Origin of the sequence: Erwinia rhapontici (assembly GCF_012271765.1) — a bacterium.
Lineage (GTDB): Bacteria > Pseudomonadota > Gammaproteobacteria > Enterobacterales > Enterobacteriaceae > Erwinia > Erwinia rhapontici.
The window spans coordinates 746,774-759,963 of record NZ_VRKO01000010.1 but is presented as its reverse complement, the minus strand read 5'-3'; the positions used below and the strand labels follow the sequence as shown (position 1 = coordinate 759,963).

Below are 13,190 nucleotides of genomic sequence, written 5' to 3'. Positions count from 1 at the left end.
CCGAATTAATCTTTTTTAACATCGTTAAGATGCATCTTAAGCAGACTTTCCAGCGGCGGAGGCAATTGTAAATAAAACCCCTCATCGCGCAGCGCGGTTTTCACTTTTTCAATATCCGCCCCCACCAACTTCTTGCTGCCGTCCAACGGAAGCAACATCGCCAGTTTCGGCTTGCCAAAGCCCTTCAGCAACGCTTCAGGGACGCGTGAGAAATCGTCTTTTTTTTCAACATAAAGATAAGTCTGGTCACGCTGGGGACTTCTGTAGATCACACAAAACATATTTTTTACTCGAATTAACCTGGATGGTGACTTGCCTGAATATTACAGTAACTATAACATGCTTGCAGAACTTCGGAATATTGCCTGTCTTGATTTAACGCCTGAAAGTGGCGTTGATTTAGCCAGGATAGGAAATAACAGGACTGAGCGGGACAGATGTCACAATCGCCAATCGAGTTAAAGGGCAGCAGTTTTACGCTGTCAGTCGTTCATTTGCATCACACCGACCCTGAAACGGTGCGTAAAGCCATTCAGGAAAAAGTCAGTCAGGCTCCAGCTTTTCTGAAAAATGCCCCGGTGGTGATCAACGTATCCTCGTTAACCCGAGAGGTGAACTGGCGACAAATGCAGCAGGCAATCGCCGAAACGGGTCTGCACATTGTGGGTATCAGCGGCTGCAAAGATGAGCAGTTGAAACGCATGATTGCCCGGTCCGGCCTGCCGGTGTTGAGCGAAGGCAAAGAACAGAAGTTCAGCGCTGAGAGTGCACCGCCTGTGGCCATTCCTGTCGAACAACCCGCCATAAAAACCCGGCTTATCAGTACCCCGGTGCGTTCCGGTCAGCAGATTTATGCCAAAAACTGCGACCTGATCGTCACCAGCAGCGTCAGCGCGGGTGCCGAGCTGATTGCCGATGGCAATATCCACATTTATGGCATGATGCGCGGCCGCGCGCTGGCTGGCGCGTCTGGCGACAAGCAGTCTCAGATTTTTTGCACCAGTTTATCTGCAGAGTTGGTATCCATTGCTGGAAATTACTGGCTTATGGATCAAATCCCTGCTGAATTTTTCGGAAAAGCGTCTCGTCTTTGTCTCATGGACGGCGCATTGACTATACAGACACTGAACTGAGCCAGGCTCTCGAGCCCTTTCTTTTCTTAAGGAAATTATTTTATGGCACGCATTATTGTTGTTACATCGGGTAAGGGAGGCGTGGGTAAAACCACGTCCAGCGCGGCCATCGCTACCGGTTTGGCGCAGAAAGGGAAAAAAACTGTCGTTATCGACTTTGATATCGGCCTGCGTAATCTGGATTTAATCATGGGCTGTGAGCGCCGCGTGGTGTATGACTTCGTTAACGTCATCCAGGGTGATGCCACGCTGAACCAGGCGTTAATCAAAGACAAACGCACTGAAAATCTGTTTATCCTGCCAGCCTCTCAGACGCGTGATAAAGATGCGCTGACCCGCGAAGGCGTGGAAAAAGTGCTGGATGACCTGGCGACCATGGATTTTGAGTTCATTGTCTGTGATTCACCGGCGGGCATCGAAACCGGTGCGCTGATGGCGCTCTATTTCGCCGATGAAGCGATTATTACCACCAACCCGGAAGTCTCTTCTGTACGTGACTCCGACCGTATTCTCGGCATTCTGTCCTCTAAATCACGCCGCGCTGAAAGAGGCCAGGATGCAATTAAAGAACACCTGCTGCTGACCCGCTACAATCCGGGACGCGTGAATCGTGGTGATATGCTGAGCATGGAAGACGTGCTTGAGATTCTGCGTATTCCTCTGGCCGGCGTTATCCCGGAAGATCAGTCAGTACTGCGTGCCTCGAACCAGGGTGAGCCCGTGATCCTGGATGCCGAATCCGACGCAGGTAAAGCCTATGCTGATACTGTTGACCGCCTGCTCGGAGAAGAACGCCCCTTCCGCTTCATTGAAGAAGAGAAGAAGGGTTTCCTGAAACGCCTGTTTGGGGGATAAACCATGGCCTTACTCGATTTCTTTTTATCCCGTAAAAAGAGCACAGCCAATATTGCCAAGGAACGGCTACAGATTATTGTGGCGGAGCGCAGAAGGGGCGATAGCGAGCCCCACTATCTGCCACAGTTGAAAAGGGATATTCTGGAAGTGATCTGTAAATACGTGAAAATTGATCCGGAGATGCTGACTGTGAAGCTGGATCAAAAAGATGATGATATTTCTATTCTCGAACTGAACGTAACGTTACCGGAAACGGAAACGGAAGAAGCACCGAAATGATCTTCTCCTGCTCATGATTTTCCCCTGCTATGGTGCAGGGGAAAATTGCAGGATTTAGTGTGCCGCTAAAATGTCAGCAATCCCGTCTTCAAGTAATGTCCCCCGCCAGCCATCTACCAACTCCGGTTTACCGGCCTGTGGCTTCAATTTCCAGTGCCAGTTCAGCAACTGATTAATCTGACGACGCGATGCCAGCAACTCCTGGCTGACGCCATGCTGCTCCGCCGTTTCTGCCACCAGGGCTTTCAGACTTTTGAACACCTGCTTGTAGTTCGGGTAATCGATGAGATTCGGCACCGCTTCCGGCAGCTCATCTTCCCCGAGCGCATTCGCTTCAGCGACCATCGCCACCAGCGCCTTACCGTGGAAACGGATCTCCTGCCCCGGCAACCCCAGATGATCAAGCTCGCCAAGGGAACCCGGCATATAGCGTGCGATCTTCCACAGGTTCTCTTCACGCACCACAAAATTCACTGCCATATCTTTTTCGCGGGCCAGCGTCAGACGCCATGCCGCCAGCAGGCGCAATGCAGCAAGCTGACGCGGACGCAGTTGCCACGCATTGGCGATCTCACGATACGCTTCCTGCGGGTCAACCACGGTGGTACGGCGCTGGCACAGCAGACGACACTCATCCAGTGCAGCGGCCATTTGCCCGGCGTCTTCCGTTTCTGCCACCAGCTTGACGGCAATCGGTAACAGATAGAAAACATCGGCTGCAGCATAAACGCACTGCTTTTCCGTCAATGGACGCGCGAGCCAGTCAGTGCGTGATTCGCTTTTATCCAGCGCGATCCCGGTGAAGGACTCTACGATGGTTGCAAAACCGCAGGAGAGCGGGCGGCCGCTGAACGCGGCGAGGATCTGTGTATCAATCATCGGCTGCGGCAACACCCCAAACTCATGCTGGAAGACTTCAAGATCTTCACTGCCGGCATGCAGATATTTGACGACCTGCTGGTCCATCAGGAGGTCACGGAACGGCGTCCAGTCGGTAATCGGCAAAGGGTCAATCAGCGAGATGGTTTCACCGTCAAACAGTTGTATCAGACCCAGTCGCGGGTAATAGGTGCGGGTGCGAACAAATTCAGTATCCAGCGCCAGAGCAGGAACCTGGCGGGCACGCAGACAAACCTCAGCCAGCGCGTCATTAGTGGTGATCATGATGTAATTCAAAATAGCGTTCTCTCGCCACTGGCGGATGATGCCGGTGGTCAACTGTAATGGCGCAATAAAAATGCCGGGTAACCCGGCATGATAGATATCGGCAAAAAGCAACGCCCCTCAGTCTAAGGGGGGTTGGGCTTTTATCGCTTCCTCGCGCAGTTCACGGCGCAGGATTTTGCCGACGTTGGTTTTCGGAAGCTCATCCCGAAACTCAACAATTCTGGGTATTTTATAGCCTGTCAGATGCCGCTTGCAGTGGGTGATAAGCTCTTCTTTGGTCAGTGAATCATCTTTTTTCACCACACAAACTTTCACCGTTTCGCCCGCCACATCATTTGGAACACCGATGGCGGCGGCTTCACGTACTTTCGGGTGCAGCATCAGGACATCTTCAATCTCATTAGGATAAACATTGAAACCGGAAACCAGAATCATATCCTTTTTACGATCGATAATACGCAGGAAACCTTCGTGATCAACGGTAACAATATCACCGCTGCGAAGCCATCCATTTTTTAAAACTTCATCGGTCGCATCCGGGTGCTGCCAGTAGCCCAGCATGACCTGCGGCCCTTTTATGCACAACTCACCCGGCTCCCCTTCTGGCACTTCATTACCGTTATCATCCACCAGCATAATATCAGTAGAGGGAACCGGCAGGCCAATGCTGCCGTTGTGGCACTGAATATCATACGGGTTCACTGAAACCAGCGGGGAACATTCGGTCAGACCGTATCCTTCCAGCAGATAGTGACCTGTCAGCTTTTCCCAGCGTTCGGCAACCGCTTTTTGTACCGCCATCCCGCCGCCTGCGGATAACGTCAGCGTGGAGAAATCCAGCTTATTAAAGGCATCATCATTGAGCAGCGCATTAAACAAAGTATTCACCCCCGTAATAGCGGTGAAAGGATGTTTACTCAGTTCTTTGACCAGCCCCGGAATATCACGCGGATTGGTGATAAGCAGGTTAGCCCCCCCCAGTTCGATAAACAGCAGGCAGTTCACTGTGAGGGCGAAGATATGATACAGCGGCAATGCCGTTACCACGGTTTCTTCACCCGCTTTCAACAGCGAGCCGTAGGTGGCTTTTGTTTGTTCGAGGTTTGCCTGCATATTCCGGTGGGTCAGCATTGCCCCTTTCGCCACCCCGGTGGTCCCACCGGTATATTGCAGGAAAGCGAGATCGTCATTAATGATCGTCGGTTTGACATACTCCATCTGCGCACCGTTTTGCAGCGCCTGACGGAAAGATATCGCACCGGGAAGATAGTATTTCGGCACCATCTTTTTAATGTACTTCACCACGAAGTTAACCAATGTCCCCTTCGCAGGGGAAAGCTGGTCACCCAGGCGGGTGAGGATCACATGCTTCACTGTTGTCTTCGCCACCACTTTTTCCAGCGTATGGGCGAAGTTAGAGACAATCACAATAGCGCTGGCACCGCTGTCATTGAGCTGATGTTCCAGTTCTCGCGGGGTATAAAGCGGATTGACGTTAACCACGATCATTCCGGCACGAAGAATGCCAAACAGCGCGATCGGATATTGCAGCAGATTGGGCATCATCAGTGCGATACGGTCGCCTTTCTTTAGCCCTAATCCCTGTTGTAAATAGGCCGCAAAGGCCCGACTGCGGTCATCGAGCTGCTGGAAAGTAAGACTCTTCCCCATATTGATAAACGCCGTTTGCGTAGCGTAACGCAATACCGCGTGTTCAAACAGATCGATTAAAGAGCCATAACGATCAGGATTAATCTCCGCCGGAACATCCGCCGGATAACGGTTTAACCAAACCTTATGCAAGGAATCACCTCGAAAATGATAATTTGTCGTCATCGCAGCCTCAACCTTTCAGCGCCTGTTAACATTATTTTAACTCAGCGTACCAGTTTGCTCAGGTCTCTATTGAGAGGTTGCGAAGCCCATCACTAAATTTCTCTCATCCTGAGAGAATCAATTAAAAAAGGCCTATCCGCTGATATCCAGCGGATCTGCCGTGTCTCTTTTATACGATACGAATTATGGGGTAAGAATGGTCTGCACCTGAGCGGGACCGGGATTGTAGTAACCCCAGGGAGCGGGGCCCCAGTAGCCTCCGCGATGGCGGCCATAGCCTGGACCGTACCAGATCCACGGATCAATTGGCTGCGGCGGGGTAACGATCTGCTGGGACATATGCCAGCGCTGATAGCCTGTGACCTTGATGACCACAAAGTTATACTGCGCATCACCAATTTTGCCTTTCTCAGTCCCGCTAATAGTGCCGACAACGGTGACCATCTGCTGATTAAAATCGACCGGATCGACAAAGCCGTTCACATCGGCAAAAATGCGGCCAATAGACGGTGAACCCAGCGTCGGCCTGGCGCCTTCATCGAGGGGCATTGCGGCAATCTCCAGGCGTGTCATCCCGTTACGATTGTCCACCTTGAGGACCTTACCGCCAAAACGTGACTCCTGGCCAATAAACAGCTCAGGAGCATTCAGCACTCGCGCCAGATCCTGTTGCGGGGTCTCTGAATGCCCTTTTATCGAATCAGGCACGGTAACACAGCCGCTTAATACCAGCGACGCTAAGAACAGAACACTGCACTGCCAGACACTGGATTTACGCATAGAAACTCCCCCATTGTTATGCTACTTCGACTGCTACCGACTCAAATAGTTGCTGCCACTACTCGCGGCCCGGTAATTTTTTCCATGTCACTTCATTACGCAGATAGGTCGGTTCAGCATGTTCGGGGGCGACGGTCATACCGGCTGCCAGCGCCTGTTGTGCCAGCGGCAGCATATCTTCGGCGCAGGGCAGCGTCACGTCTGATAACGTCAATGCCAGCGCGCTGTTTTCTGCCAGCTGCGGCCAGGCTTGCCAGCCGGTGCCCACACAGGCCCACTGCCCGCTCAGCGCTGCCATCCGCGCCGCTGCGGCATCGGGTTTCAGCACGGCTTCTGTTTCTTCACCCTGCCAGTTGCCCTGCTCATCACGCTGATATTCGGCCCAATACACTTCGCCCATCCGCGCATCAATCGCCGCCAGAACACGGCTGGCACCGTGCAGACGCCAGGCGCTCTGCGCCATGGTTTTCAGTGTCGACACGCCGATTAACGGCAAGTTTGCCCCCAGCGATAACCCCTGAGCAATGCCGATGCCAATACGCACACCGGTAAAACTGCCGGGCCCGCGGCCAAAGGCCAGCGCATCCAGGTCCTTCAGCGCAACGCCGCCTTCCTGCAAAATTTGCTGCACCAGCGGCAGGATGCGTTGCGTATGTTCCCGGGCACAAAGTTCAAAATGTGCCAGCAACCGATCTTCATTCAGTAGTGCGACCGAACAGGCTTCCGTTGCCGTATCAATGGCTAAAATTCGCGTGGACATACTAACCTCAGGGGAGAAAATTTTCGGCGCGCATCATAGCACATCGCCGTTAGATTAATGACTGCTGCGTCGTTGACTGGAGAAAGTCCACGGCTTTTTGCAGATCGCGCGTGCGCGGCGTTGGCGGCAGGCTGTTAAGAAATACCGCCCCGTAAGGACGCATCACCAGACGATTATCACAGATCACCAGCACGCCACGGTCGTCAACGTCACGAATCAAACGTCCAACACCCTGTTTAAGCGCGATCACCGCATCGGGCAGTTGCACATCGTCGAACGGCTCACCGCCACGCACTTTGCAGTCTTCCATGCGGGCTTTCAGTAGCGGATCCTCTGGCGAGGTAAACGGCAGCTTATCGATAATCACCAGTGATAATGCATCGCCACGCACGTCCACCCCTTCCCAGAAACTGTTCGTCGCCACCAGCAGTGCATTGCCTGCCGCAACAAACTGCTTGAGGATCTGTCCCTTGCTGGTTTCCCCCTGGAGCAAAACAGGAAGCGTCATGGAGGCGCGGAACTCGGCCGCCAGCTCACGCATCACCTGGTGTGACGTACAGAGGAAGAAGCAACGGCCATTATTGGCTTCAATCAGCGGTTTCATCATTCTGGCCAACTGGCGGGCACCGCCAGGCTGATTGGGTGAAGGCAGGTTACGCGGCACACAGAGGAGCGCCTGGCGGGCGAAATCAAACGGGCTGTTGAGGATCAACGTCTCCGCCTTCCCCACGCCAAGCCGTTCAACAAAGTGTGTCATCTGTTCATTCACCGCCAGCGTCGCTGAGGTAAATATCCAGCTCGCCGGGCGTTCATCCATCACTTCACGGAAACGGTCGGAAACGGAGAGCGGGGTCAACGCCAGTACAAAATTACGCGCGTTACATTCATACCAGTAGCTGAAACCGGGCTGCGTGGTGTCTTTCAGGCGTTTCAGGCGCCCGCGATAGAGTGACGCACGTTCGAATGCCGCATCCAATAGCGCAGAGCGCCCCAGTGAGAGTTTCGCCACGTCGTAACACAGTTCAAGTGCATCATCCAACAGCAGCAGGGCACGCTGGATCTGCGGGTTGCTCAGCAGCTCTCGCAGGTTACCGCGAAAACCGGGATCGCCTAATGACAGACGAAAATCCTGAGTGCTTTGCGCCAGGCGATCGGCCGACTTCTGGAGCTGCTGCATATCACGGACTTCGGTGCGGTAGGCAATGGTGATGTCTTTCGCCAGATCGAGCAGCTGGCGGCTGGAAAGTTGTTGCCCGAAATACTGGCTGGCGATATCCGGAACCTGATGTGCTTCATCGAAAATCATCACGTCGGCATCGGGGATCAGCTCGGCAAAGCCACTCTCCTTCACCACCATATCGGCCAGGAACAGATGATGATTGACCACCACCACATCAGCATCCATCGCTTTACGTCGCGCTTTCACCACAAAACAGTCTTTATACTGCGGGCAGTCACTGCCCAGACAGTTATCGTTGGTGCTGGTGACCAGCGGCCAGATGGTGCTGTCTTCCGCTACGCCACCGCAGGTGCTGATATCACCATCCACCGTTTCGTTTGACCAGCCGCGCAGATGAACGAGATCGCTCATTGCCTGCACCGCCAGCTCGCCCCCGGCCATCGACTGCTGCTCCAGTCGCTCCAGGCAGAGATAGTTGGACCGCCCTTTGAGCAGCGCCATGATACCTTTGAATTTAAGCGCTTTTGCCACCGTTGGCAGATCGCGGCTGTAAAGCTGATCCTGCAACGCTTTTGATCCGGTCGAGACGATCACTTTTTTTCCCGAACGCAGCGCCGGGGCCAGATAGGCATAGGTTTTCCCCGTACCGGTTCCGGCTTCCACGACCAGCTCACTTTTGCTGTCAATGGCACGCGCTACCGCAGCCGCCATCTCACGCTGAGGTTCACGTGGCCTGAAGCCGGGAATCGCCTGCGCCAGAGCGCCATCTGCTGCAAAATCGTCTACCACATACCCTCACCACCTGGTTAAAACGACAGTGATTATGGCAGTATCCGCCAGCGCACTCCACCCTTTAGATGACAGGCACCGCTAATCTGTGCCAGTCTGTCGCGGTTTTGAGTGCATTTAAAAGGAGCCAGCATGACCATTGAACGTATTGATCCTGAACATCGTATGTCCGAAGCCGTTATACATAACGATACGGTGTATTACACCAGCGTGCCGGAAAATCTGGATGACGATGCTGAAGCGCAGACGGCGAATGCCCTGGCGGTGATCGATAAACTACTGACTCGCGTCGGTTCAGACAAAAGTAAGATTCTGGATGCCACCATTTTTCTGGTGAATAAATCGGATTTTGCGGCGATGAATCGCGCGTGGGATGCGTGGGTGTCTCCAGGTAACGCACCGGTGCGCTGCACAGTGCAGGCCAACCTGATGAACCCGAAATATCTGGTCGAAATTAAAGTGATTGCTGCCAGGTAATGCTTTCCCCCTGCCGGGCTGGCAGGGGTTAACCACTTATTCGTCGTACTCTTCTTCTTCGTCGTCGTGGTTGTTGTCACCCATGTAATCTTCTTCATCTTCATCGAACATCACCGGAACATTGCCGCCAGTGTGGTTCTCACGGATTTCAGCTGCCACCAGGCCAATCGCCTCGCCGCTGCTCATTCCCTCTGACATCAGCTTATGAATGCGTTCAACCGCGTCCTGCTGCTGTTCGTGTGATAACGCGGGTAATCCTGTAGACATAGTGACTCCTGGGGTGATTTGCGGTGCGGATTATTCCACGGGCGACAAAGAGATGCCAGCAGCATAAAAATATGTCACGCTTGGCGTCTCATTGAAATTTTCTCTGCTGAAAAACCATGTCGCCTGTTTATCATCTTCTCAAGTATACGCCAGATGCCGTTGAGCATCATTTTGCCCGCCTGTCCCATCGGCCCTGGGCGATGCTGCTGCATTCCGGTTTCGCCGATCACAGTGATAACCGATTCGATATTATGGTCGCTGACCCCCGGGTGACGCTGACCACGCGCGGTATCCAGACCGTGATTGAACAGGATAGCACCTGCTGCGTCAGCGAAGACGATCCGCTGGCGCTGCTCCAGCAGCAGTTAACAGCCTGCGGATTACAGGCGCAGCAGCAGGATGACCTGCCTTTTCAGGGTGGCGCACTTGGCCTGTTTGGTTATGATCTGGGCCGCCGTTTTGAGCGAATACCCACGACGGCCGATCAACAGCTGACCACACCGGATATGGCGGTGGGCATCTATGACTGGGCGTTAATCGCCGATCATCACAAGAAGACGCTAACGCTGGTGGTTCAGGGCGACCTCGCAGCGCGTCTGGCGTGGCTGGATGCTCAGCAGGCAACACCCGCCGTCCCCTTCCAGCTCACCAGCGCGTGGCAGGCGAATATGACGCGTGAGCAATACGGCGAAAAATTTCGTCAGGTGCAACAGTGGTTACTGTCCGGTGACTGCTATCAGGTCAATCTGGCGCAGCGCTTCGCCGCCCGTTATTGCGGTGATGAATGGCAGGCCTTTTTACTGCTGTGCCGTGCTAACCGCGCGCCGTTTAGCGCCTTTATCCGTCTGCCAGGCAGCGTGCTCCTCAGCCTTTCTCCGGAACGGTTTATTAAACTGCGCCACCGGCAGATTGAAACCCGCCCGATTAAAGGCACACTCCCCCGCCTCGCGGACCCGGTTGCCGATCGCCTGCAAGGCGAGAAGCTGGCGCAGTCACCGAAGGATCGCAGCGAGAATCTGATGATTGTGGATCTGCTGCGCAATGATATCGGTCGGGTAGCAACGCCGGGCAGTGTCAACGTCCCTGAGTTATTTGTCGTCGAGCCTTTCCCGGCAGTACATCATCTTGTCAGCACCATTACCGCCGTGCTGAAGCCTGAGCTGACCGCCTGTGATTTACTGCGCGCCTGTTTCCCCGGCGGGTCCATTACCGGCGCACCAAAAGTACGGGCGATGGAAATTATTGAAACGCTGGAACCTCAACGGCGTAATGCCTGGTGTGGCAGTATCGGCTATATCAGCGTCTGCGGGCGGATGGATACCAGCATCACCATTCGCACCCTGATTGCTGAAGACAGTACGCTATATTGTGCTGCCGGCGGCGGTATTGTCGCCGACAGCGATGAAGCCTCTGAGTATCAGGAGACGTTTGATAAAGTGAATCGCATTTTGCCCTGCCTGGAGTCACCGCCTGATGAACGCTGAGCATCCATCACTCACGCGCTTTCTGACGCGTTTCATGCTGCAACTGCCAGAGGCAGGCCAGCAAAATTTGCCTCGTCGACAGGCTGCAGTCCTGGTGCCGATTATTGCGCATCCTGAACCGACGTTACTGCTGACACGTCGCGCCGCGTCACTGCGCAAGCATGCGGGCCAGGTGGCTTTCCCCGGAGGCATGATGGACAGCAGCGATGCTTCTCTGGTGGCTACCGCCCTGCGTGAAGCGCAGGAAGAAGTCGCCATACCGCCCGATGCTGTGCGGGTTATTGGCGTGCTGCCCCCGGTGACCAGCAGCACCGGTTTTCAGGTCACGCCAGTGGTTGGCGTGCTGCCGCCGGGTCTTAACTGGCATGCAAATGAAGATGAAGTGGAATCGGTATTTGAGATGCCGTTGCGTGAAGCGCTGCGTCTCGGGCGTTATGCGCCGTTGGATATCCAGCGCTCAGGACAGATGCACCGCGTCTGGCTTTCATGGTTCGATGACTACTTTATCTGGGGTATGACCGCCGGAATTATTCGCCAGTTGAGCCTGCAAGTGGCTAAATAACGATAAACAGGCTAAAATACAGCCATTAGTTGCTTCAAAAAGCGCCTTTACATTATTTTTCACCAGATTATTGCCACATGGCGATCCAAATCACTGCAATACGGCGTTTTTTCATTTATATTTCACGCAAATTGTGGGTACCCGAAATCTTCTCCCACTGCGTGATTAAAAATCCTCCAAGGAGCGTACAACGTGATTAGCGTTTTCGACATGTTTAAGATCGGCATTGGCCCGTCAAGTTCTCATACGGTTGGCCCAATGAAAGCCGGCAAACAGTTCGTCGACGATCTGGTGAACAATCGCCAGCTCTCTTCGGTGACGCGTATTGCTGTCGATGTCTATGGTTCTCTGTCCCTGACGGGCAAAGGCCACCATACCGATATCGCCATTATTATGGGGCTGTCTGGCGCCTCGCCGGAAAGCGTTGATATCGATGCTATCCCTGCCTTTATCCGTGATGTCGAAGAGCGCCAGCGCCTGCTGCTGGCCAGCGGTGCCCACGAAGTTGATTTCCCACGTGAAGGCGGCATGGTGTTCCGCAGCGATAACCTGTCGCTGCATGAGAATGGCATGACCATTCACGCTTTTGCTGGCGACCTGCGTATCTACAGCAAAACCTACTATTCTGTTGGCGGCGGCTTTATTGTTGACGAAGAGAACTTCGGTAAATCGGTGGTGAATGAAGTCGCCGTTCCTTATCCGTTCAACTCGGCAAAAGAGATGCTGGCCCACTGCCAGATGACCGGACTGTCGCTCTCCGGCATGATCATGAAGAACGAACAGGCCGTGCACAGCCGTGCCGATATCGAGCGCTATTTCACCGATATCTGGCAGACGATGCGTGAATGTATCGATCGCGGGTTGAACACTGAAGGCGTGCTGCCAGGCCCACTGCGTGTACCGCGCCGTGCTTCGGCGCTGCGCCGCCTGCTGGTGTCCTCTGATAAAATGTCCAGCGACCCGATGATTGTCATCGACTGGGTCAATATGTTTGCTCTCGCCGTGAATGAAGAGAATGCGGCCGGTGGCCGTGTTGTGACGGCACCGACTAACGGCGCATGCGGCATCGTCCCTGCGGTACTGGCTTACTATGACCACTTTATTGAGCCTGTCACCCCTGAAATCTTTACCCGTTACTTTATGGCCTCTGGCGCCATTGGCATTCTGTATAAAATGAACGCCTCTATCTCCGGCGCGGAAGTCGGTTGCCAGGGTGAAGTGGGCGTTGCCTGCTCCATGGCGGCGGCGGGTCTGGCAGAACTGCTGGGGGCTAGCCCGGAGCAGGTCTGTGTGGCGGCGGAAATCGGCATGGAGCACAATCTGGGGCTGACCTGTGACCCGGTTGCCGGACAGGTGCAGGTGCCGTGCATTGAACGTAATGCGATTGCCTCGGTAAAAGCGATTAACTCCGCCCGTATGGCGATGCGCCGTACCAGCGAAGCGCGCGTCTCACTCGATAAAGTGATCGAGACCATGTACGAGACGGGCAAGGATATGAATGCTAAATACCGCGAGACATCGCGCGGTGGACTGGCGATAAAAGTCCAGTGTGATTGATTCATCAACGCCACCTCCCCGGTGGCGTTTCTTTTTGCGCCATTCAGCAAAAATAGTTTAGCTC

Annotated in this window: 14 protein-coding genes; 7 read left to right on the top strand and 7 right to left on the bottom strand. The window is 54.0% G+C overall.

What is annotated here, in order from left to right:
* Window positions 1–5 precede the first annotated feature (5 nt).
* The gene (locus tag FVB43_RS08745) at window positions 6–281 is read right to left on the bottom strand and encodes a YcgL domain-containing protein (protein WP_133841842.1); all 276 of its coding nucleotides are present in this window, start codon (window positions 279–281) and stop codon (window positions 6–8) included.
* Between the two features lie 156 nt (window positions 282–437).
* Between FVB43_RS08745 and minC the strand changes: the two genes are divergently transcribed.
* Genes minC through minE form a run of 3 tightly spaced genes read left to right on the top strand, consistent with a single transcriptional unit; the run spans window position 438 to window position 2,267 of the window.
* Complete coding sequence (gene minC, locus FVB43_RS08740) at window positions 438–1,133, top strand: septum site-determining protein MinC (RefSeq protein WP_167863791.1); 696 nt, start codon at window positions 438–440, stop codon at window positions 1,131–1,133.
* A 42-nt stretch (window positions 1,134–1,175) separates the two neighbouring features.
* Window positions 1,176–1,988, top strand: a complete 813-nt coding sequence (gene minD / locus FVB43_RS08735) for a septum site-determining protein MinD (RefSeq protein WP_062746173.1) — start codon at window positions 1,176–1,178, stop codon at window positions 1,986–1,988.
* A gap of 3 nt (window positions 1,989–1,991) precedes the next feature.
* Window positions 1,992–2,267, top strand: a complete 276-nt coding sequence (gene minE / locus FVB43_RS08730; RefSeq protein ID WP_133841840.1) for a cell division topological specificity factor MinE — start codon at window positions 1,992–1,994, stop codon at window positions 2,265–2,267.
* Between the two features lie 54 nt (window positions 2,268–2,321).
* Here minE and rnd read toward each other — a convergent pair whose 3' ends face one another.
* The 5 genes from rnd to FVB43_RS08705 form a co-directional block, all read right to left on the bottom strand.
* Complete coding sequence (rnd, locus tag FVB43_RS08725) at window positions 2,322–3,431, bottom strand: ribonuclease D (RefSeq protein ID WP_167863855.1); 1,110 nt, start codon at window positions 3,429–3,431, stop codon at window positions 2,322–2,324.
* 120 nt (window positions 3,432–3,551) lie between these two features.
* Complete coding sequence (fadD, locus tag FVB43_RS08720) at window positions 3,552–5,237, bottom strand: long-chain-fatty-acid--CoA ligase FadD (protein ID WP_133841839.1); 1,686 nt, start codon at window positions 5,235–5,237, stop codon at window positions 3,552–3,554.
* Window positions 5,238–5,453: 216 nt separating this feature from the next.
* Entirely contained in the window at window positions 5,454–6,050 is a 597-nt protein-coding gene (locus FVB43_RS08715; protein ID WP_133841838.1) for a Slp family lipoprotein, read from the bottom strand.
* Between the two features lie 58 nt (window positions 6,051–6,108).
* Window positions 6,109–6,810, bottom strand: coding sequence for a tRNA (adenosine(37)-N6)-threonylcarbamoyltransferase complex dimerization subunit type 1 TsaB (gene tsaB, locus FVB43_RS08710; protein ID WP_133841837.1), 702 nt, complete (start codon window positions 6,808–6,810; stop codon window positions 6,109–6,111).
* A 49-nt stretch (window positions 6,811–6,859) separates the two neighbouring features.
* A complete protein-coding gene (locus FVB43_RS08705; protein ID WP_159336542.1) occupies window positions 6,860–8,779 on the bottom strand; it encodes a DNA repair helicase YoaA in 1,920 nt (639 codons plus the stop codon).
* Between the two features lie 132 nt (window positions 8,780–8,911).
* Here FVB43_RS08705 and FVB43_RS08700 point away from each other — a divergent pair, with 132 nt between their 5' ends.
* Entirely contained in the window at window positions 8,912–9,256 is a 345-nt protein-coding gene (locus FVB43_RS08700) for a RidA family protein (RefSeq protein WP_133841835.1), read from the top strand.
* A gap of 36 nt (window positions 9,257–9,292) precedes the next feature.
* Here FVB43_RS08700 and FVB43_RS08695 read toward each other — a convergent pair whose 3' ends face one another.
* The gene (locus FVB43_RS08695; protein WP_133841834.1) at window positions 9,293–9,523 is read right to left on the bottom strand and encodes a YoaH family protein; all 231 of its coding nucleotides are present in this window, start codon (window positions 9,521–9,523) and stop codon (window positions 9,293–9,295) included.
* A gap of 116 nt (window positions 9,524–9,639) precedes the next feature.
* Here FVB43_RS08695 and pabB point away from each other — a divergent pair, with 116 nt between their 5' ends.
* From pabB to FVB43_RS08680, 3 genes are all read left to right on the top strand, one after another.
* Entirely contained in the window at window positions 9,640–11,007 is a 1,368-nt protein-coding gene (gene pabB / locus FVB43_RS08690; RefSeq protein WP_159336540.1) for an aminodeoxychorismate synthase component 1, read from the top strand.
* Window positions 10,997–11,569: a CoA pyrophosphatase gene (locus tag FVB43_RS08685; RefSeq protein WP_167863790.1), complete on the top strand. Its 573-nt coding sequence runs from the start codon at window positions 10,997–10,999 to the stop codon at window positions 11,567–11,569. Before pabB ends, FVB43_RS08685 begins: the two co-directional genes overlap by 11 nt.
* Window positions 11,570–11,761: 192 nt before the next feature.
* Complete coding sequence (locus tag FVB43_RS08680) at window positions 11,762–13,126, top strand: L-serine ammonia-lyase (RefSeq protein ID WP_133841831.1); 1,365 nt, start codon at window positions 11,762–11,764, stop codon at window positions 13,124–13,126.
* The last annotated feature ends 64 nt before the right edge of the window (window positions 13,127–13,190 follow it).